This is a genomic window from Mesorhizobium sp. M0664 (assembly GCF_040320565.1).
Classification (GTDB): domain Bacteria; phylum Pseudomonadota; class Alphaproteobacteria; order Rhizobiales; family Rhizobiaceae; genus Mesorhizobium.
In genome coordinates this window covers 1-19156 of record NZ_JAMYPW010000024.1, presented here as the reverse complement: position 1 = coordinate 19156, position 19156 = coordinate 1, and the positions used below count along the sequence as shown (strand labels likewise).

18 protein-coding genes and 1 pseudogene are annotated in these 19156 nt (G+C 64.8%); 16 read left to right on the top strand and 3 right to left on the bottom strand.

Features of this window, described 5'->3' with window-relative positions:
* Positions 1–135: 135 nt before the first annotated feature.
* The 3 genes from NKI39_RS20625 (at position 136) to NKI39_RS20615 (ending at position 1918) form a co-directional block, all read left to right on the top strand.
* Positions 136–843: a 50S ribosomal protein L21 gene (locus NKI39_RS20625; RefSeq protein WP_352834007.1), complete on the top strand. Its 708-nt coding sequence runs from the start codon at positions 136–138 to the stop codon at positions 841–843.
* A gap of 98 nt (positions 844–941) precedes the next feature.
* Entirely contained in the window at positions 942–1211 is a 270-nt protein-coding gene (gene rpmA, locus NKI39_RS20620; RefSeq protein ID WP_023678077.1) for a 50S ribosomal protein L27, read from the top strand.
* Between the two features lie 119 nt (positions 1212–1330).
* Complete coding sequence (locus tag NKI39_RS20615) at positions 1331–1918, top strand: GNAT family N-acetyltransferase (protein WP_352834005.1); 588 nt, start codon at positions 1331–1333, stop codon at positions 1916–1918.
* A 10-nt stretch (positions 1919–1928) separates the two neighbouring features.
* Here the strand turns inward: NKI39_RS20615 and NKI39_RS20610 are convergent, their stop codons facing one another.
* Complete coding sequence (locus NKI39_RS20610) at positions 1929–2798, bottom strand: endonuclease/exonuclease/phosphatase family protein (RefSeq protein ID WP_352834002.1); 870 nt, start codon at positions 2796–2798, stop codon at positions 1929–1931.
* A 171-nt stretch (positions 2799–2969) separates the two neighbouring features.
* On the opposite strand from NKI39_RS20610, the gene obgE reads away from it, so the two are divergent.
* The 5 genes from obgE to NKI39_RS20585 all read left to right on the top strand — a co-directional run bounded on the left by obgE (position 2970) and on the right by NKI39_RS20585 (position 8752).
* On the top strand, positions 2970–4001 hold the full coding sequence (gene obgE, locus NKI39_RS20605) for a GTPase ObgE (protein WP_352450880.1): 1032 nt from the start codon (positions 2970–2972) through the stop codon (positions 3999–4001).
* A 2-nt stretch (positions 4002–4003) separates the two neighbouring features.
* Positions 4004–5158 (top strand): glutamate 5-kinase, encoded by a 1155-nt coding sequence (gene proB / locus NKI39_RS20600; protein ID WP_352834000.1) that lies wholly within the window; start codon positions 4004–4006, stop codon positions 5156–5158.
* A gap of 13 nt (positions 5159–5171) precedes the next feature.
* Positions 5172–6458, top strand: a complete 1287-nt coding sequence (locus NKI39_RS20595; RefSeq protein WP_023678072.1) for a glutamate-5-semialdehyde dehydrogenase — start codon at positions 5172–5174, stop codon at positions 6456–6458.
* Between the two features lie 163 nt (positions 6459–6621).
* On the top strand, positions 6622–7209 hold the full coding sequence (locus NKI39_RS20590) for a nicotinate-nucleotide adenylyltransferase (RefSeq protein ID WP_031212055.1): 588 nt from the start codon (positions 6622–6624) through the stop codon (positions 7207–7209).
* 253 nt (positions 7210–7462) lie between these two features.
* Entirely contained in the window at positions 7463–8752 is a 1290-nt protein-coding gene (locus tag NKI39_RS20585; protein ID WP_352833997.1) for an MFS transporter, read from the top strand.
* Between the two features lie 29 nt (positions 8753–8781).
* On the opposite strand, the gene NKI39_RS20580 is transcribed toward NKI39_RS20585, so the two are convergent.
* A complete protein-coding gene (locus tag NKI39_RS20580) occupies positions 8782–9639 on the bottom strand; it encodes a mechanosensitive ion channel family protein (RefSeq protein ID WP_352471253.1) in 858 nt (285 codons plus the stop codon).
* 239 nt (positions 9640–9878) lie between these two features.
* On the opposite strand from NKI39_RS20580, the gene rsfS reads away from it, so the two are divergent.
* The 8 genes and pseudogenes from rsfS to NKI39_RS20540 all read left to right on the top strand — a co-directional run.
* Complete coding sequence (gene rsfS, locus NKI39_RS20575; protein ID WP_023678068.1) at positions 9879–10256, top strand: ribosome silencing factor; 378 nt, start codon at positions 9879–9881, stop codon at positions 10254–10256.
* 61 nt (positions 10257–10317) lie between these two features.
* On the top strand, positions 10318–10800 hold the full coding sequence (gene rlmH / locus NKI39_RS20570; RefSeq protein ID WP_352833994.1) for a 23S rRNA (pseudouridine(1915)-N(3))-methyltransferase RlmH: 483 nt from the start codon (positions 10318–10320) through the stop codon (positions 10798–10800).
* A gap of 151 nt (positions 10801–10951) precedes the next feature.
* A complete protein-coding gene (locus NKI39_RS20565; protein WP_352817575.1) occupies positions 10952–12295 on the top strand; it encodes a murein hydrolase activator EnvC family protein in 1344 nt (447 codons plus the stop codon).
* Complete coding sequence (locus tag NKI39_RS20560; RefSeq protein WP_023678065.1) at positions 12296–13621, top strand: S41 family peptidase; 1326 nt, start codon at positions 12296–12298, stop codon at positions 13619–13621.
* A 203-nt stretch (positions 13622–13824) separates the two neighbouring features.
* Positions 13825–15021: a divergent polysaccharide deacetylase family protein gene (locus NKI39_RS20555; RefSeq protein ID WP_352833992.1), complete on the top strand. Its 1197-nt coding sequence runs from the start codon at positions 13825–13827 to the stop codon at positions 15019–15021.
* Position 15022: 1 nt separating this feature from the next.
* The gene (locus tag NKI39_RS20550) at positions 15023–15544 is read left to right on the top strand and encodes an RNA pyrophosphohydrolase (RefSeq protein WP_352833990.1); all 522 of its coding nucleotides are present in this window, start codon (positions 15023–15025) and stop codon (positions 15542–15544) included.
* Between the two features lie 29 nt (positions 15545–15573).
* Positions 15574–16725: an alanine racemase gene (gene alr / locus NKI39_RS20545; RefSeq protein WP_352833988.1), complete on the top strand. Its 1152-nt coding sequence runs from the start codon at positions 15574–15576 to the stop codon at positions 16723–16725.
* Positions 16726–16842: 117 nt separating this feature from the next.
* Positions 16843–18120 (top strand): annotated as a pseudogene (locus NKI39_RS20540) (D-amino acid dehydrogenase); the annotation flags it as partial.
* Positions 18121–18157: 37 nt separating this feature from the next.
* Here NKI39_RS20540 and NKI39_RS20535 read toward each other — a convergent pair.
* The gene (locus NKI39_RS20535; RefSeq protein WP_352613322.1) at positions 18158–19039 is read right to left on the bottom strand and encodes a LysR family transcriptional regulator; all 882 of its coding nucleotides are present in this window, start codon (positions 19037–19039) and stop codon (positions 18158–18160) included.
* Between the last annotated feature and the right edge of the window lie 117 nt (positions 19040–19156).

The following is a 19156-nucleotide window of genomic DNA, read 5'->3' as shown; positions in this document are numbered from 1 at the left end:
CGGTTAGGGACAGCGCGCAATCGGCGTGGAGGGATCTTCCGCGCCGCTTGTTTTTTGAACCCGCAGACTGACAAAAAGACGGCCGAACCGCCTGAAGCGGTTCATCAAGGCCGACCGAACAGCGAAAGGCAAAAAATGTTCGCAGTCATCAAAACGGGCGGCAAGCAGTATCGCGTTGCCGCCAACGATCTCCTGAAGATCGAAAAACTCGAAGCCAATGTCGGCGACATCGTCGAGATCGGTAACGTGCTCGCGCATGGCGAAGGCGAGAACGTCACATTCGGTGCGCCGTTCGTCGATGGTGCGATGGTCACCGCCGAAGTCGTCGAGCAGGGCAAGAACCGTACCGTCATCGCCTTCAAGAAGCGCCGCCGGCAGAATTCGCGCCGCAAGATCGGCCATCGCCAGCTTTTGACCACCGTCAGGATCGCCGAGATCCTGCTGGGTGGCGCCAAGCCGGCGAAGAAGGCCGCCGCCAAGACCGAAGCGAAGGCTGAAGTTGCAGCCAAGACCGAGGCGAAGGCTGAAGCCGCGCCGAAGGCAGCAGTGAAGGCAGAGGCTGCGCCGAAGAAGGAAGCCAAGGCCGAGACGACCGAGGACAAGGCTGCCGAAGCCGCCGCACCGTTGTTCAAGGCGCCGAAGGGCGAGCCGGACGACCTGACCGTGATCAAGGGCATCGGCCCGGTCGCCGCCGGCCAGCTCAACGAACAGGGCATCACCACCTTTGCCCAGATCGCCAAGCTGTCCGACAAGGACGTCGCCAAGATCGACGAGCACATGCCGTTCAGCGCCGACCAGATCAAGGACTGGCGTGAGCAGGCCAAGGAATTGGCGAAGAAGTAGAACGAACCGACGCAATCGTCGCCGGATCGGACTTGAAACGGAACGCGAACGCGTTCATAAGATCGTTTAGGCGCCTCGCGGCGCATCGGAGTAGTTAGATGGCACACAAGAAAGCTGGCGGATCGTCGCGCAATGGTCGCGACTCCCATTCCAAGCGGCTCGGCGTGAAGAAGTTCGGCGGCGAAGCCGTGATTCCGGGCAACATCATCATTCGTCAGCGTGGCACGACGTGGCATCCCGGCACCAATGTCGGCATTGGCACGGACCACACGCTGTTTGCGCTCGAAGCTGGCGCAGTCACCTTCAACAAAAAAGCCAATGGCCGAACCTACGTATCGGTGAACCCGATGACGAAGGCAGCGGAGTAGCCGGTTCCGCACGAGAACACCGGCACCCATCTCGGGACCGGTGTCTGGCCAAGCCAGGAAATGGATCAGGGGAGATGGGTTTCCATCTCCCCTTTTTCTTGTGCCTGGAGGACTTTGATATGGTTGCCGAAGCGGAAGACTCAGACGACGAAAGTTACACGATAGATTGCCCGGTGCTCGCGACCGAGCGGCTGGTCATGCGTGCCCCGCGTGAAAGCGACATCGAGCAATTGGTGGCGCTCGCCGACAACCGCCATGTCGCGGAAATGCTGGCTCGCATGCCGCATCCCTATGGCGAGGCCGAGGCACGCGCTTTCCTGGCCATGACGGCATCGCGCCGGGCCGGAATCGCCTATGCGCTGACGCTGGCCGGCACCGAGACCTTCGTCGGCTGTGCCGGGCTCAACACCACGGATCGTGGGCTGGAGCTCGGCTACTGGATCGGCGAGCCGCACTGGAAACGCGGCTACGCGACGGAAGCAGCGCACGCACTGGTCGACCTTGCCTTCCAGAGAACCACGATCCAGGTGCTGCACGCCTCGACGCGGGTTATCAATCCGGCCTCGCGCCGGGTCATCCACAAATGCGGCTTCCAGTATGCCGGCCAGGGCATGCTGAACTCGATCGTTGCCGGTCAGGTGCCGGTCGAACGCTACCGCCTCGATCGCAAGACCTGGACCAGCCTGCGGAACTGGGTGCATTTTTGATGGGTGCGGCTCACGTCATCTCGAGCCAGACCGGCAAGTGATCCGAACCGGCCGCTTGCCGGTCGACCCACAGGCGCTTCAGCGACTTGGCAAGCGAGGCGCTGGTGAAGATGTAGTCGATGCGCTTGTAGCGGCTGGTATCGTCCGGCCGCTTGGGGTCGACCCAGGTGACGAGATCGGCGCCGCCAGCGCCGAGGCGGGTGGCAGCATCGATGGCGAGGTCGGCGGTCACCGGCATGCCGAATTCATGGTCAGCCTGACCGGCGAGTTCGACATGTTCCGGCGATCCGGCCAGCATGTTGAAGTCGCCCATGACGACGAAGGCTTCGGGACAAGGCAGGTCCGGCAAGCCGATCTCGGCGACGCCGGAGAGCCCGCCGCCCTCGAGCGGGTAGTTCAACAGGCGCTGGCGCAGAAAGCGGATCTGGCTCAGCCGTTCAACCGGGCTGCGATGGTCGAGATGGGTGGAATAGAAGCGGATCGGACCAAGCGGCGTTTCGATCAGCGCCTCCAGCGCGCCGCGCTGGAAGTTCATCGCTTCGACACTGCGGCTGCGCGGCAAAAGGAGATTGCGCGACAGATGGATCGGCGTCCTCGACAGCACCATGTTGCCGAGCTGGAAGGTGGTCGTGATGGCGCGGCCGTTCTCCAGGCGCGAGCCGGCGTCGGCTTCGAAATTGCTGCCGTAGACGGCAAAATAGTCGGGCAGCGCCTCGCCGAGGTCGGCCACCATGTCGCGGCCGCCATTCTTCGGGTTGGCGCGGGTGACCTCCTGCAGCGCGATCACGTCGGCGCCGCGCACGGCATCGGCGATACGGCCGACATCGTAGCGGGCGTCGAGACCGACGCCGTAGTGGATATTGTAAGTTACCAGTTTCATTCCGACATCTCGCGCTTGGAAAGCCGAAGATCGATTTTCGGCAAGGGTCAACCAAATGCTACGCGTCCAGAGCTACGCGCGACGTTACAGTAGCAAAAACGGCCCTCGCCCTTCGTCCCGCCTTGCTTTAGAGCAATCCCGCAAAGCCAATAACAGAAACCATACAATCCGATGAAATTTCTCGATCAAGCCAAGGTCTACATCCGCTCCGGCGACGGCGGCGCCGGTTCGGTGTCGTTCCGGCGCGAAAAGTTCATCGAGTTCGGCGGCCCCGACGGCGGCGACGGTGGCCGCGGCGGCGATGTCTGGGTCGAGGCGGTCGATGGGCTGAATACGCTGATCGACTATCGCTATCAGCAGCATTTCAAGGCCAAGACCGGCACGCACGGCATGGGCCGCAACATGACTGGCGCCAAGGGTGCCGACGTGACGCTGAAAGTGCCGGCCGGAACGCAGGTCTTTGCCGAGGACAATGAGACGCTGATCTGCGATCTCACGGTCGTCGGCCAGCGCTTTCTTTTGGCCAAGGGCGGCAATGGCGGCTTCGGCAACCAGCACTTCAAGACCTCGACCAACCAGGCGCCGCGCCGCGCCAATCCCGGACTGCCGGGCGAAGAGCTCAACATCTGGCTCAGGCTGAAGCTGATCGCCGATGCCGGCCTCGTCGGGCTGCCCAACGCCGGCAAGTCGACCTTCCTGGCGGCGGTCACCGCGGCCAAGCCGAAGATCGCCGACTATCCCTTCACCACGCTGCATCCCGGCCTTGGCGTGGCCCGCATCGACGGTCGCGAATTCGTCATTGCCGATATCCCGGGCCTGATCGAAGGCGCGCATGAAGGTGTCGGCATCGGCGACCGCTTCCTTGGCCATGTCGAGCGCACGCGTGTCCTTCTGCATCTTGTCTCGGCGCAGGAAGAAAATCCGGCCAATGCCTACAAGACCGTGCGTGCCGAGCTCGAAGCCTACGGCAATGGGCTGACCGACAAGGTCGAAATCGTCGCGCTTTCCCAGGTCGACATACTCGATGCCGACGCACGCAAGAAAAAGACCGCCTCGCTGAAACGTGCCGCCGGCCGCGCGCCGATGCTGCTTTCGGCGGTCACCGGCGAAGGCGTCGAGGCGGTGTTGCGCGCGCTGATCGCTGTGGTGGCCGATGCACGCGAGGCGGTCGCTGCGCCGGTCGAGACGCGCTGGAACACATAGCCATGGCCGCGCAATCGCTGAAAAATTATCGGCGCATTGCCGTCAAGATCGGCTCGGCGCTGCTTGTCGACCGCACGACGGGCCTGAAGCGCGACTGGCTGGCCTCGCTTGCCGACGACATCGCCATGCTGGCCAGTGGCGGCGCCGAAATTCTCGTCGTGTCTTCCGGGGCGATTGCACTTGGCCGCACCATCCTCGGTCTCGGCAAGCGGGCGCTGAAGCTCGAGGAGAGCCAGGCGGCGGCCGCCGTCGGGCAGATCGCATTGGCCGGCGCCTGGTCGGATGCGCTCGGCAAGAATGGCTTGAAATCGGGCCAGATCCTGCTGACGCTCGGCGACACCGAAGAGCGTCGCCGCTATCTCAACGCACGGGCGACGATCTCGACACTGCTCAAAATGAAGGCGGTGCCGGTCATCAACGAGAACGATACGGTGGCCACCTCCGAAATCCGCTATGGCGACAACGACCGCCTGGCGGCGCGCGTCGCCACCATGATGGGCGCCGATCTTTTGGTGCTGCTTTCCGACATTGACGGGCTCTACACGGCGCCGCCGGCGCGCGACCCGCAAGCCCGGTTCATTCCGGTCGTCGACCGCATCACCCCTGACATCGAGGCGATGGCGGGTGCCGCTGCTTCGGAATTGTCGCGCGGCGGCATGCGCACCAAGCTCGACGCCGGCAAGATCGCGACCGCCGCCGGCACCGCCATGATCATCACATCAGGCACGCGGCTGTCGCCGTTGCTGGCAATCGAGCGCGGCGAGCGCGCCACCTTCTTCCGGCCGAGCGCCAATCCGGTCAAGGGCTACAAGACCTGGATCGCCGGGCAGCTCGAACCGGCCGGCCGGCTGACCGTCGATGCCGGCGCCATCGGCGCGCTGCTCTCGGGCAAGTCGCTGCTGCCGGCCGGCGTCAAACTGGTCAGCGGCAATTTTGCGCGTGGCGACACGGTGGCGATCCTGTCGCCCGAGGGCCGCGAGATCGCGCGCGGGCTGGTTGCCTATGATGCCGCCGATGCCGTAAGGATCGCTGGCCTGAAGACGACCGAGATCGAAACGGTGCTCGGCTACGAGGCGCGTTCGGCGATGATCCACCGCGACGATCTTGTGGTGAGCCATGCCGGTGGCGAGCAAGTAGTCGGTGACCAGGTTACATAGCGGAGGATGAGCCATGCTGACGCTGCATGAAAAATCCCGGGATGATACCGTGGCGCTGATGGCCGATATCGGCCGCCGCGCGCGTGCCGCGGCCCGCCCGCTGGCCATAGCTGCGGCCGAGCGCAAGCACGCGGCGCTGTTCGGCATGGCTCAGGCGATCCTTCGGCATGAGCAGGACATCCTCGACGCCAATGCCATCGACATCAGAAATGGCAGGGAGGCTGGCCTATCGGCAGCGTCGATGGATCGGCTGAAGCTCGATCCCGCCCGCATCCGCGCCATGGCAGACGGTATCAGCGAGATCGCCGGGTTACGCGATCCGGTCGGCGATGTCATTGCCGCATGGGACCGGCCGAACGGGTTGCATATCGAACGGGTGCGCACGCCGCTCGGCGTCGTCGGCGTCATCTATGAGAGCCGGCCTAACGTGACCGCCGATGCCGGCGCGCTCTGCCTCAAGGCGGGCAATCCGGTGATCCTGCGCGGCGGCTCGGATTCGGCGAATTCTTCCGCCGCTATCCATGCCTGCCTGGTCGAGGGGCTGAAGGCAGCCGGGCTGCCGGAGGATGCCATACAATTGGTGCCGACCACCGATCGCGCCGCCGTCGGCGAAATGCTGAAAGGACTTTCCGGCAATCTCGAGGTCATCATTCCGCGCGGCGGCCGCAGCCTGGTCGAGCGTGTGCAGAACGAGGCACGGGTGCCGGTCTTCGCGCATCTCGAGGGCATCTGCCATCTCTATATCGACCGATCGGCTGATCTCGACATGGCGGTCAAGATCGCGGTCAATGCCAAGATGCGGCGCACCGGGGTGTGCGGTGCTGCCGAGACGCTGCTGGTCGACCGTGCCGCCGCCGGCACGCACCTGGTGCCGATCCTCGAGGCCTTGCGGGCGGCAGGCTGCGAGATCCATGCCGATGCCGAGGCGCTGAGGCTTTATGCCGATGCCCAGCCCGCGACCGATGCAGACTGGGTGACCGAGTATCTCGATGCCATCATTGCGGTGAAGCTGGTCGACGGCATTGGCGGCGCCATCGAGCATATCGAGACGTTTTCCTCGCATCACACCGAGGCGATCATCGCCGAGGACGCCACAGCGGTCGACCGGTTCTTCAACGAGGTCGATTCGGCGATCCTTCTGCACAACGCCTCGACCCAGTTTGCCGATGGCGGCGAGTTCGGCATGGGCGCCGAGATCGGCATCGCCACCGGCAAGATGCATGCACGCGGGCCGGTCGGCGTCGAGCAACTGACCTCGTTCAAATACCGCGTACGCGGGTCGGGACAGGTGAGGCCTTGAGCGCCGGTCTTACCCTCCCCCTTGTGGGGAGGGTGGCGAGCATCGCGAGCCGGGTGGGGGTGCGACGCTGAACTCTGCAACACCCCCACCCCGCTCCGCTTCGCGGATCGACCCTCCCCACAAGGGGGAGGGTAAGGAATCCGTATCCTCCCACTATCTGCACATGCCGCATGCCGGGAAAGGCGTGGCGGTCGGGCTGTTCGGCGGTTCGTTCAACCCGCCGCATGCCGGCCATGCGCTGGTCGCCGAGATCGCACTCAGACGCCTTGCGCTCGATCAGCTGTGGTGGATGGTGACGCCCGGCAATCCGCTCAAGAATGCCGGAGACCTGGCGCCGCTGGCCGAGCGGCTGCAGCTATCCGAAAAGATCGCCAAGAACCCGAAGATCAAGGTCACCGCATTCGAGGCGGCCCACCGCGTCCGCTTCACCGCCGACACGCTGGCGCTGGTCAAGGCGCGTAACCCGGGCGTCGATTTTGTCTGGATCATGGGCGCCGACTCGCTTCGCGACTTCCACCGCTGGCAGCGCTGGCGCCGCATCGTCATGACGTTCCCGATCGCGGTGGTCGACCGGCCAGGTGCGACGCTGTCGTTCCTGTCGTCGGTGGTCGCCAAGACCTTCGACTATGCTCGCGTCGACGAGGGCGACGCACCGCGGCTCGCCCGCATGACGGCGCCGGCCTGGACCTTCATCCACGGCCCGCGTTCGTCGCTGTCGTCGAGCGCGATCCGCAAGGTGGCAAAGGGATAGGAGTCTCCTTCTCCCCCCTGTGGGACAAGGTGGCCGAGCGAAGCTCGGTCGGATGAGGGGTGCTGGAATGATCGCTAGCTTGAAGAACTAAGCACTTAAAATCCGTCGGTCTTTTTACGCTGCATTTCTTCCAGCACCCCTCATCCGTCTCGGCGCTGCGCGCCGATCCACCTTCTCCCACAAGGGGAGAAGGCAAGTCCGGTGATGTCGCTTTTGCCGCTGCCTTGACCTGCTTGATGGGCGATCCTCGGTCATGACGATTCTCGAGCGCGACCAGGACAAGAGCGGCCTAAGGCAGCCGGCGCCGTCGATCGCCATTGCCAGCATCCTTTTGTCGATGGCGCTGATCGCCGTCGGCAATGGGCTGATGTTCGCCTATATCCCAGTCCGGCTCGGCGCCGAGGGCTTCGATCCGACATGGGCGGGGCTGATCGTCACCGGCCTTTCGGCTGGCGGCCTTGCCGGTTGCATCCTGACCGGGCCGCTGGTGCGGCGTGTCGGCCATGCCCGCGTGTTCATGGTGCTGTCGGCACTGATCGTGCTGTCCAACGCCGCGGTCGGCGCCGGGCCGCACCCCTTGCCATGGATCGCTGCACGGGCACTCTACGGCTTTGCCATATGCGGCCTGTTCATCGTCGCGCAGAGCTGGCTGAACGATGTCGTCGCCAACGCCATCCGCGGCCGGGTCATGGCCATCTTCTACGTTGCCTATGTCGCCGGGCTCGGCGTCGGTTATTCGACGCTGGCGTTGATCGATATCCGCGCGGCCGATGCGCCGCTGATCGGCATTGCCTTTACCGCGCTGTCGATCCTTCCCGTCGGGCTGACGCGGCTCGCGCAGCCGCCGGCGCCGCAAGCGGCGTCCGTGGCGCTCGGCCGCGCCTGGCGGATCTCCCCGGTCGGCGTTGCCGGCATGCTTGCCGTCGGCGGCCTGTCGATGACGATCTCGGGTTTTGCGCCGATCCATGCCACGACCAAGGGCTACAGCCAGGCCGACGTCGCCTTGCTGCTTTCGGCAATGCCGGTCGGCACGCTGATCCTGCAGATTCCGCTCGGCTGGATTTCCGACCGCACCGACCGGCGCTTTGTGCTGATCGCGGCGTCGGCGCTTGCCGCCGCGGCGGGCCTGTTTGCCCTCGGTTTCGACGGCGGCGCGCTGGCGGCTCTGCTTGTCATCTATGTGGTCTGGGACGGCGCCTCGGAATCGATCTACTCGCTGGCCAGCGCCCATGCCGGTGACCGCGCCGGCAAGGACGACATGGTGGCGCTGTCGAGCTCGCTTTTGTTTGCCTGGTCGCTTTCCGGCTTCGTCGTACCCGGCATTGTGACCGGACTTTCCGCCGTCTACGGCACGCAGGCCTTCATCTATGTGGCAATCGTCATTGCCGCCGCCTACTGCCTGTTCGTTCTCTGGCGCGTCGTCATGGTGCGGCCGGTGCCCGCCACCGAGACCGGCAGTTTCGCGCCAATGACGGCGCAGGCGCCGTTGCCTGTCGATCTCGCCTTCGCGCCTGAAGATCAGCGCGGGCGCGGAGAGCTTTGAGGGGCATCCTGCCAGCTGGCTGCAACGCTCTATTGCTGCGTGGCTGAGGCCTCCGGCTGCGGCGCTTGCGGCGCCGGCGCCGGAATTGAAAGACCTTCGGCATCGAACGCCTGCTTGACCCCTTTGGTGAGGTCGATCTGGGCGGCGAAGAAATCGGCAGCCGCCGTCCAGTAGCGCAAGCTGATGGCGACGGTGCTGTCGCCGACGGTCGCGACAAAGGCGATCGGCGCAGGCTGCCGCCTGACGCGCCGGTCGGCGGCGGCAACGCCAAGCATGGTCTTCTGCGCAAAATCGATGTCGTTCCAGGAGCCGATGCTGAGCGTGATGTCGCCGCGCCGCACACCGTTGCGGGTGAAGTTGCGGACCGGCTGGTTCCACAGGGTCGAGTTGGGTGCAAGCACGTAGACGCCTTCGACCGTCCTCAGCGTTGTGGCAAACAGCCCGATCTCCTCGACGGTGCCGGATATCGCGCCGACTTCGACATATTCGCCGATGCGGAACGGCCGCAGCGCCAGGAGCATGATGCCGGCGGCAATGTTCTGCAGCGTGCCTTGCAGCGCCAGGCCGATGGCCAGGCCGGCGGCACCGATAGCGGCAATGATCGAAGCCGTCTGCACGCCGAACTGGCCGAGAACCATGATCACGACCAGTCCCAGGATGGCGTAGCGGACGACCTGCGAGAAGAAATGGCGGAGCGTTTCGTCGAAGCCGCTGATATGGCCGAGGCCGGCATAGATCGAACGCTCGGCGAGGCCGGCGACGATGTAGCCGATGACCAGCAGGATGACGGCGCCGACCGCCGAAAGCGAGTAGGAGACGATCAGCGTGCTGAGTTGCGCCAGGCCGGATTGCACGGTGAGGAGGGCGTTCTGGGGATCGATCGGCATGTCGGGATTCCGGTTCGTGGATGAGCCGATAACCGCTGCGGGGCGAGGCGGTTCCGATTTTCTGGCCCGAAAAGCCGGATATTCGGCCGCTGCCGGGTGCCTGCTTGCGAGCGGTGTCTTGAAACTGCAACCTAACTCTGCCTATCTAAGCAGTGTCACCTGATTTCAGAGGTGATTTGGTTGTTCTTGCTGCGAAAGGAAATACACTGAGAACAGCACTGCGGAAGAAGGCCGACATCGTGCCTTCGCCGGCCGGGATCAGCGTAAACGACGCCGTGTCCCGCGCCATCAAGACAGTCCTTGCCAGTCTGGAAGACTCCAAGGCCGAAAATATCGTCTCAATCGACATTCAGGGGAAATCGAGCCTCGGCGACTACATGGTCGTCGCGTCTGGCCGATCGCACCGTCATGTCTCGGCTGTTGCCGATCATCTCCTTAAGGCGCTCAAGGATGCCGGGCTCGGCACTGCGCGCGTCGAGGGGCTGGCTGGCGCCGACTGGGTCCTGATCGATTCGGGCGACATCATCGTCCATGTCTTCCGTCCCGAGGTCCGCGACTTCTACAATCTCGAAAAGATGTGGCAGGCGCCTGATCTCGAGGAGGAGACCCTCCACTGAGCCGTACTCGTCTTGATGCATGTCGTCGTCCGACATGCATCAGCGGCTCTTCGAGGCAGGGATGAAGATTACGGTTCATGCCGTGGGCCGAATGAAAGCCGGCCCCGAGAAGCAGTTGGCCGACCGCTATTTCGAGCGTTTTGCCAGGAGCGGTCCTGCCGTAGGCCTCGAATTCGCTGGGATCGTCGAGATTGCGGAAGGTCGCGCGCAGACGGCCGATGAGCGCCGGCGCGAGGAAGGCCAGAAGCTGCAGACGCACTTGCAACCGGGCACGGCGCTGATGCTGCTGGATGAGCGCGGCAAGAACCTTTCCTCCGAGGATTTCGCCGGCCGCATAGGTTCGCTGCGCGATGGCGGGCGCAAGGCGCTGGTGATCGCCATTGGCGGCGCCGACGGCCATGACCAGTCACTGCGCGACCTGGCTGATCTGACGGTGTCGCTCGGCGCGCTTACCTGGCCGCATCAGCTGGTCCGCGTGATGCTGGGCGAGCAGCTTTACCGGGCGGCCACGATCCTTTCCGGTCACCCCTACCATCGTTCATGAAGTCGGCTCCGTCGGCGAATTGATGCCAGCCGCCCGGATTTTTGCCCCAATGCTCATCGACAGTTTGGGCTCATGGGGTTTGCGGATGGCGGCCGGGGCTCGAACATGGTTGATGGTTCGTTAACGAAGCCGCGCATAGAGTTAGGCTTCAATGTCTGAAGACTGGAAATCACGAACGGGCTCCTGGCGCGTGCGCTACGGCATCGCCGTGGCGACGATCGCGCTTTCGCTCGGCGTCGCGCGGGCCGAGAACACGCTCGACCTGGCGCCCGACCCGGACCAGAGCCGCGCCGAATACGAAAAAGTATCGAAAGAGATCACGCTGTCGTCCGAGCGGCTGGCCAAGCTCGCAGCCGACATAGCGGCGGTCAAGAAGGACCACGCCTCGATCACCGCGGCGCTGATCCAGTCGGCGATGACCGAGCAGAAGCTCGGCCAGGACATCGAGGACATCGGCGGCAAGCTGGAAGGGCTGAAGGCGCAGGGGCAGAAGATCCGCGCCTCACTGGCCGCCAGACGCGACGTTCTGGCCGAAGTCCTCGGCGCGCTGCAGCGCATGGGGCTCAATCCGCCGCCGGCGATCCTGGTCAAGCCGGAGGACGCATTGTCGTCGGTGCGCAGCGCCATCCTGCTCGGTGCCGTGGTGCCGGAACTGCGCCAGCAGACCGACATGTTGCTGGCCGACCTCAAGGAGCAGTCGCGGGTGACGGCCTCGATCGAGGCCGAGCGGGCGCGGCTGACGGCAGCTGTCGGCGAGCAGGCGGCGGAAAAAAAGCGGCTCGGCATGCTGCTCGAAGCGAAGCAGAAGCTCGCCGCCGATACGCAAACCGCGCTGGCCGTCGAAAAGCAGCGGTCCGCGACGCTGGCGGCCAAGGCCGGCAGCCTGAAAGAACTGATCGCCTCGCTCGAGGCCGACAGAGCCCGCAAGGCGGCGGATGCGGCCAAGGCAGCCGAGCAAAAGACGGCCGACGCCGACAAGGGCCCGGTATCGGCTGCGGCGCCGACGGAATTGGCCTCGCTGCCGGTGCCGGAGAGCAACAGGCTCACCGCTGCCGCGCCGTTTTCCGCGCTTCAAGGGCAGATCGCGCTGCCGGTCACCGGCAGGATCAAGCGGCGCTTCGGGGCCGACGACGGTAACGGCGCGATGATGCTCGGTGACATGGTTGCGACACAATCGGGAGCCATCGTCACAGCGCCGGCGGATGGAAATGTGCTTTATGCGGGGCCTTTCCGCTCTTACGGTCAACTCTTGATCCTGAATGCGGGTGACGGCTATCATGTCGTCCTGGCGGGGATGAGCAGAATCAGCGTCGCGTCTGGCCAGTCGGTGCTCGCAGGTGAGCCGGTCGGCGCGATGGGAGAGGCCCGGGTGGCGAGCACCTCGGCATCGAAGAATGGAAATGCCACGCCGGAGCTCTATGTCGAGTTCCGCAAGGATGGAAAACCCGTCGATCCGGCCCCATGGTGGGCGGACCGTTTTTCTGGAAGGACGTGAATGATGCGGAAACTGTCGCTTCTGTTTGCCGGTGCGCTGATGGGTGCATCGGCGATGAGCCTGGTCTATGGCGCGCCCGGCTCGACAGCGAAAGCTGCGGGCTCCGAGACCTATAAGCAACTGGCGATCTTCGGCGATATCTTCGAACGGGTGCGGGCGAATTATGTGACGCCGCCCGACGACAAGTCGCTGGTTGAAAATGCCATCAACGGCATGCTGTCGTCGCTCGACCCGCACTCCTCCTACATGAATGCCGAAGAAGCGCAGGACATGCGCGTGCAGACCAAGGGCGAATTCGGCGGCCTCGGCATCGAGGTCACCATGGAGAACGACCTGGTCAAGGTGATCACGCCGATCGACGATACGCCGGCCGCCAAGGCAGGCGTGCTCGCCGGCGACTATATCGCCAAGATCGACGGCGAGGAGGTCCGCGGCCTGACGCTCAACGACGCCGTCGAGAAGATGCGCGGGCTGGTCAATACGCCGATCAAGCTCACCATCCTGCGCCAGGGCGCCGACAAGCCGATCGAACTGACGGTCGTGCGCGACATCATCAAGGTCAAGGCGGTCAAGTTCCGGGTCGAAAACGACATCGGCTACATGAAGATCACCTCCTTTACCGAAAAAACCTATGACGACCTCGAGAATGCCATCGACACCATCAAGAAGCAGGTGCCGAACGACAAGCTCAAGGGCTACGTGCTCGACCTGCGCCTCAATCCGGGCGGTTTGCTCGACCAGGCGGTGAGCGTGTCGGATGCCTTCCTCGACCGTGGCGAGATCGTCTCGACGCGCGGCCGCGACCCGAAGGACGTCACCCGCTTCGACGCGCGGGCCGGCGACGACATCGGCGGCAAGCCGCTGATCGTGCTCGTCAATGGCGGCTCGGCCAGTGCCTCGGAAATCGTCGCCGGCGCACTGCAGGATCTGCGCCGCGCCACGGTGGTCGGCACGCAATCCTTCGGCAAGGGTTCGGTGCAGACCATCATCCCGCTTGGCGAGAACGGGGCGCTGCGGCTGACGACGGCGCTCTATTACACGCCGTCCGGCAAGTCGATCCAGGGCAAGGGCATCACGCCCGACATCAAGGTCGACCAGCCGCTGCCGGCGGAACTGCAGGGCAGGGACCTGACGCGCGGCGAATCTGACCTCAAGGGCCATATCAAGGGCGCCGACGAAAGCACGACCGGTTCGGGTTCGGCAGCCTATGTGCCGCCGGAACCGAAGGACGATTTGCAGCTCATCTATGCCGAGCAGCTGCTGCGCGGCCAGAAGACGGATCCGGCGTTCCCGCCGAATCCGCAAAAGGCCGTGTTGAACCAGTAAGGGCAGGCAAGCCGGGCCAAACAGGTCTGGCTGCCTGGGCGAAGCGATGCGATGCTGCCGGGGCCGCGAGGCTCCGGCAGTTTGATTCGGGGGCCGCGGCCGGCATGCTGCGCGTCCAGTGAAGCAAGGGGACGCGCCGACATTTTGGATTTTGCGCCTCCGGAGAAGGTTTCACTTCGGGGATGCGCGCCGGGGATGCGGGCTTGGCTGATATCGGCAAGGACATAGAACGACCTCTCGGACAGGCGATCCGGCTGCCGCGCTCAGGCAGCGGGATCAGCGCCGGTACGGTCGCGGCCGCGCTTGTCGTGCTGTCCGTGGTCGGCGTCTCCAGCGCCATCGCCTTGCGAGACAAGCCGTTCCGGAAGCTGCAAGAAGCAGCCGTTTCGACGCCGAAGACGCCGGCGGCGGATACCGCCGCCGCGCCCGCCAAGGCGACACCCGAAATGGCTGCGCCAAGCAACGCAAGCGGGACCAACATAAGCGGGCCGAAGACGGGCGGTCCGCAGATCATCCATGTCCAGACCGAGGGGGGCGACGCTCCACCCGAGGCGGCCATAGTCATTCGCGACCCTTCGACGATCGGCCAGAACCTCAGGATCGCGCATATTCCCGACAAGGCGCTGGTCGAGGCCAGCGAAACCGGTCCGTTGCCGATCCGCGCCGCCGACGGCAGGCGCCCGTTCGATGTCTATGCGCGGCCGTGGTCCGGGGCTCGCGGTGCACGCGTCGCGCTCGTCATCGGCGGGCTTGCCGTGTCGCAGACCGGCACGCAGGCAGCCATCGCCAAGCTGCCGGCGGAAGTGACGCTGGCCTTCGCGCCGCAAGGCAACAGCATCGGCCGCTGGATGCAGGTGGCGCGGCAGAGCGGCCATGAGGTCATCATGCAGGTACCGCTTGAGCCGTTCGACTATCCGAACGTCAATCCCGGCCGTAACACGCTGACCGTGGCTGCAACGCCGGACGAGAATTTGAAGAATTTACGCTGGGCGCTGTCGCGAACGACCAACTACACCGGCGTCATGAACTATATGGGCGCCCGCTTTTCGGCCGACGCGACGGCGATGGGGCCGTTGATGGCCGAGCTTGGCAAGCGTGGTCTGGCCTATGTCGACGACGGTTCGTCGGCGCGCAGCCTGGCACCCGAACTGGCGCTGAAGGACGGCGTGCCGTTCGTCGGCGGCGATACGGCGATCGATGCGGTGCAGGACCGCGGCGCCATATTGAAGAAACTGGATGGGCTGGAAGCGACGGCACGGACGAAAGGATTTGCCGTCGGCATCGGCTCGGCTTTCGACCTGACGGTGGATACCGTGTCTTCCTGGGTGACCGAGGCCAAGAAGCGCGGCATCGAGATCGTGCCGGTTTCGGCGGTGGCCATAGATCCGGAAAAAGGCTGAGATGACAAAGAACAAGCTCGTTGAGCCCGAGACGCTGCCCTACCGGCCCTGCATAGGGGTGATGGTCCTCAATGAGGCCGGCCTGGTCTGGGTCGGCCGTCGCATTGCCGAGCCGGACAGCGAATTCGCTGGAACGACGCAGCTCTGGCAGATGCCGCAGGGCGGCATCGATGATGGCGAGGAGCCGCTGCCCGCGGCGGCGCGTGAACTTTACGAAGAGACCGGCATGCGCTCGGTGTCGCTGCTGGCCGAGGCGCCGCACTGGATCAAATACGACCTGCCGGCGCATCTGGTCGGCGTCGCCTTCAAGGGACGATATCGCGGCCAGACGCAGAAATGGTTTGCCTTCCGTTTCCACGGCGACGAAAGCGAGATCGCGATCAATCCGCCGCCGGGTGGCCACAAGGCCGAGTTCGACCGGTGGGCGTGGCGGCCGATGCTGGAATTGCCGGGCCTGATCGTGCCGTTCAAGCGCAAGGTCTACGAAGACGTGGTGGCGGCGTTCCGGCACCTGGTGGCGTAGCCGCCGGCCTTCCGTTAAAACAGGTCGGCATGAACAACATCTCCAGCAAATCTCTTCCGCCGACCGTCACCCTGAGCGAACCGATCAGCGAAGCCGCGGCAGGGGCGATCCTGACCATCGATCTCGGCGCCGTCCGTGAGAACTACCGGCGGCTGAAGGCGCGGCTGGGCGGCGTCGGCTGTGCTGGAGTGGTCAAGGCCGACGGCTATGGGATTGGCGCGGCGCCGGTGGCGGCGGCGCTGATGGGTGAGGGCTGTAATACTTTCTTTGTTGCGCATTTGGCCGGCGGCATCTTGCTGCGCAAGGCGCTCGGCTCAGATCCGGCCATTTATGTGCTGAACGGCATTCCGCCGGGTGCGGAAACGGAAGCGGTTGTGGCAGGGCTTTGCACCGTACTCAACAGCGCCAGCCAACTCGCGGCATGGCGCGAGATGGCCGGGCGGGTGGGCCGTAAGTTGCCGGCCGCCCTCCAGGTCGACAGCGGCATGTCGCGGCTCGGCATGACGCCATCCGAGGTGAAGGCAGTTGCGCAGGATCCGCAGGCTTTCGACGGTGTCGAACTGACCTTCGTGATGAGCCATCTCGCCTGCGCCGATGAACCCGAGCAGCCGGCCAACGAGCGGCAGCGGCTGGAATTCGAACGGCTGCGCCGGATGCTGCCGGAAGCGCCGGCTTCCCTTGCCAATTCATCAGGCATTTTTCTCGGGCAGCGCTATCACTACGACCTCGTTCGTCCGGGTGCCGCTCTCTATGGTGTCAATCCGACGCCGGCGAAGGACAATCCGATGCTGCCGGTGGTGCGATTGCAGGCCAAGGTCATCCAGACGCGGATATTGGAGGCCGGCGCCGGTGTCGGCTACGGTCACACTTTCCACGCCAAGGCCCCGCTTGCCGCGGCGACGATTTCGCTCGGCTACGGCGATGGCTGGCATCGACGCGCCGCTTCCGCCGCCTGGCTCGAAAATGTGCGGCTGCCCTTCGTCGGCCGGGTTTCGATGGATTCGATCATCCTCGACATTTCCGCATTGCCGCCCGGCAGGCTGAAGGCCGGCGACCTCGTCGAACTCATCGGACCGTCGTCGCAGACGGTGGACCAGGTAGCCGGCCAGGCCGGCACCATCGGCTATGAGGTCTTGACCAGCCTCGGCCACCGTTTCCACCGGCGCTATGTGAATGGCTAGGACGCAAGGTTGTTGTCCTCACGCATGTCTTTTCCCTAAGCATCGGCACTTGGCTGACGCCACAGAATCCGGCAGACATGAGGCGGCGATGATCCCGGTCTCGAATCCCGACGAGATGCCGCCGCGGAGAACCAAACGATGAAGATCTTCGTGCTGGGCGGCGGCGTGATCGGGGTCACCACCGCCTATTTTCTTGCCGAGGCCGGTCATCAGGTGACGGTGATCGATCGCCAGAAAGGCCCGGCGCTGGAAACCAGCTTTGCCAATGCCGGCGAGATCTCGCCCGGCTATGCCTCGCCCTGGGCCGGGCCCGGCGTTCCGCTGAAAGCCATCAAATGGCTTTTGATGAAGCACGGTCCACTGGTGGTGCGACCGGCCCTCGATCCGCATATGTGGATATGGCTGGTCAAGATGCTGCGCAATTGCACGGCTGAACGCTACGCGCTGAACAAGGCGCGCATGGTGCCGCTGGCCGAGTACAGCCGCGACACGCTGAAGGCGCTGCGCGAGGCGACCGGCATCGCCTATGACGAGCGCGCCAAGGGCACGCTGCAGCTCTTCCGAACGCAAAAGCAGCTCGACGGCGTCGGCGGCGATGTCGAGGTGCTGAAGGCCTATGGCGTCCCCTACGAGGTCCTCGACCCCGACGGCTGCATTGCGGCCGAGCCTGGGCTGGCCGGCGTGCGCGAAAAATTCGTCGGTGGCCTGCGGTTGCCCGGCGACGAAACCGGCGACTGCAAGATGTTCACCGACAGGCTTGCCGAGCTTTGCGCAGCACGCGGCGTCACCTTCGAATACGACACGGAGATACGGCGCGTCGTCAAGAAGCGCGATCGCATCACCAACATCAGCACCAGCAAGGGCTGGATGGTCGCCGATGCCTATGTGATGGCGATGGGCAGCTATTCGGCACGGTTCATGCGCATGCTGAAGCGGCCCATCCCGGTCTACCCGGTCAAGGGCTATTCGATCACCCTGCCGATCAAGGACGCCGCCGCTGCACCGGTCTCGACCGTGATGGACGAGAGCTACAAAGTAGCGATCACCCGGCTCGGCGACCGTATCCGGGTCGGCGGCACGGCGGAGATTTCCGGCTTCGACCTGCGGCTGCATGAATCGCGGCGCCGCACGCTCGAACATTCGGTCGGCGACCTGTTTCCGGGCAGCGGCGACATGCGATCGGCGACCTTCTGGTGCGGGCTGCGGCCGATGACACCGGACGGGCCGCCGCTGATCGGCCGCACCGATTTCTCCAATCTCTATCTCAACACTGGCCATGGCACACTCGGCTGGACCATGGCCTGCGGCTCGGCCAAAGTTCTGGCCGACATCATCTCCAGCCGGGTGCCCGACATCGACGTCGGCGATCTCGGGCCCGGACGATACGCCAAGTAAGACGCCCACCAGCTAAGACAGCCAGCGGCCGGCAGGCTCACGCGAACAAACCCCTGTCCCGTTCGACGGCCTTGGTAATGAAGCTCGCGACGACCTGGACGCGGCGCAGCGGCCTGACCGATTCATGATAGACCAGCCAGTAGGCGCGGCGGATGGGTGCGACGATATCGAGAGGCACCAGCTCCGGCATCGAGCGGGCAACGAAGGTGTGCAGGATGCCGATGCCGGCGCCGGAACGCACCGCTTCGGCCTGGCCGAGCGCGGAGGAAATGGCGAAGCTGGTCCGCCAGTCGGGGCTGAATTCGGCCGCGTAGTCGAGCGAGGGACTGACGATCAGGTCCGGCACGTAGCCGATCAGCGTATGCTGGCCTAGCTCGGCGGCGGTTCCGGGCAGGCCATGGGTGTCGGCGTAGGCACGCGACGCGAACAGGCCGAGCGTGTAGTCGACCAGCTTTCCCGCCACCAGGCGGCCTTCCGTCGGCCGTTCGACGGTGATGGCAATGTCAGCCTCGCGCCGGGACAAAGAGAAGGAGCGTGGCACCGGCACCAGCTGGATGGTGAGCTCACGGTGCAGAGCGGTCAGCGCGCCGAGGCGCCTGGCCAGGAAGGCGACGCCAAAGCCGTCCGGCGCGCCGATGCGCACGGTGCCCGAGATGTCGTCGCCTTCGCCTGAAACGGTCGAGCGCGCGGCGATCATGTCGCCCTCCATGCGTTCGGCAATCTCGAGGAAACGCTCGCCCGCCGGCGTCAGCTCGCTGCCGGTGGTAAGCCGGCGAAACAGTTTTGTCCTGAGCGCTGCCTCGAGGGCGGCAATGCGGCGCGAGACGGTCGCGTGATTAAGCTCCAGCCGCCTGGCGGCGCCGAGGATCTGGCCGGCCCGCGCTACGGCAAGGAAGATACGGGCATCATCCCAGTTCATGAGGGTCCTGGCGATAACGATCAAAACCGCGTTCCTTCGCGCCCCCCTCTGTCCTGCCGGACATCTCCCCCTCAAGGGGGTGTTTGGACCGGAGACATCGCGAACAGGTGTGCGAGG

Excerpts from the sequence above, each read along its gene's own strand:
- NKI39_RS20590 (WP_031212055.1), top strand. The coding sequence starts at position 6,622 with ATGCCGCATGCCGGGAAAGGCGTGGCGGTCGGGCTGTTCGGCGGTTCG.
- NKI39_RS20550 (WP_352833990.1), top strand. The coding sequence starts at position 15,023 with ATGACAAAGAACAAGCTCGTTGAGCCCGAGACGCTGCCCTACCGGCCC.
- proB (WP_352834000.1), top strand. The coding sequence starts at position 4,004 with ATGGCCGCGCAATCGCTGAAAAATTATCGGCGCATTGCCGTCAAGATC.
- NKI39_RS20535 (WP_352613322.1), bottom strand. The coding sequence starts at position 19,039 with ATGAACTGGGATGATGCCCGTATCTTCCTTGCCGTAGCGCGGGCCGGC.
- NKI39_RS20580 (WP_352471253.1), bottom strand. The coding sequence starts at position 9,639 with ATGCCGATCGATCCCCAGAACGCCCTCCTCACCGTGCAATCCGGCCTG.
- rlmH (WP_352833994.1), top strand. The coding sequence starts at position 10,318 with ATGAAGATTACGGTTCATGCCGTGGGCCGAATGAAAGCCGGCCCCGAG.
- rpmA (WP_023678077.1), top strand. The coding sequence starts at position 942 with ATGGCACACAAGAAAGCTGGCGGATCGTCGCGCAATGGTCGCGACTCC.
- NKI39_RS20560 (WP_023678065.1), top strand. The coding sequence starts at position 12,296 with ATGATGCGGAAACTGTCGCTTCTGTTTGCCGGTGCGCTGATGGGTGCA.
- NKI39_RS20565 (WP_352817575.1), top strand. The coding sequence starts at position 10,952 with ATGTCTGAAGACTGGAAATCACGAACGGGCTCCTGGCGCGTGCGCTAC.
- NKI39_RS20625 (WP_352834007.1), top strand. The coding sequence starts at position 136 with ATGTTCGCAGTCATCAAAACGGGCGGCAAGCAGTATCGCGTTGCCGCC.
- obgE (WP_352450880.1), top strand. The coding sequence starts at position 2,970 with ATGAAATTTCTCGATCAAGCCAAGGTCTACATCCGCTCCGGCGACGGC.
- NKI39_RS20615 (WP_352834005.1), top strand. The coding sequence starts at position 1,331 with ATGGTTGCCGAAGCGGAAGACTCAGACGACGAAAGTTACACGATAGAT.
- alr (WP_352833988.1), top strand. The coding sequence starts at position 15,574 with ATGAACAACATCTCCAGCAAATCTCTTCCGCCGACCGTCACCCTGAGC.
- NKI39_RS20610 (WP_352834002.1), bottom strand. The coding sequence starts at position 2,798 with ATGAAACTGGTAACTTACAATATCCACTACGGCGTCGGTCTCGACGCC.
- NKI39_RS20585 (WP_352833997.1), top strand. The coding sequence starts at position 7,463 with ATGACGATTCTCGAGCGCGACCAGGACAAGAGCGGCCTAAGGCAGCCG.
- NKI39_RS20595 (WP_023678072.1), top strand. The coding sequence starts at position 5,172 with ATGCTGACGCTGCATGAAAAATCCCGGGATGATACCGTGGCGCTGATG.